The sequence below is a fragment of the Isoptericola croceus genome (assembly GCF_029382255.1).
GTDB classification, from domain to species: domain Bacteria; phylum Actinomycetota; class Actinomycetes; order Actinomycetales; family Cellulomonadaceae; genus Isoptericola; species Isoptericola croceus.
Window position 1 is genome coordinate 1 of record NZ_JARLLG010000278.1, and the last position, 270, is coordinate 270.

1 protein-coding gene is annotated in these 270 nt (G+C 55.9%); it reads left to right on the forward strand.

Features of this window, described 5'->3' with window-relative positions; translation table 11 throughout:
• A partial coding sequence (locus tag PZC42_RS21375; RefSeq protein WP_277214160.1) for a beta-eliminating lyase-related protein occupies positions 1-270 on the forward strand: 270 nt, incomplete at both ends.

Sequence of the window (270 nt, forward strand, 5' to 3'; positions counted from 1 at the left end):
GGATCGCATGCGATATTTCTCGACGCTAAACGGTTTTTACCGCACGTGGATCAGGATGAGTATCCGGCGCAGGCGCTTGCCGCAGAACTTTACATCGAGTCTGGTATTCGCGCGATGGAACGAGGCAACGTATCTGCCGGACGCGATCCTACGACCGGCAAGAACCGTCGTCCGCCGCTGGAACTTGTGCGGCTCGCCATACCGCGCCGCGTTTATACGCAGGCCCATATGGATCTAGTCACAGAATCCGTTATTGATGTCTATAAGCGG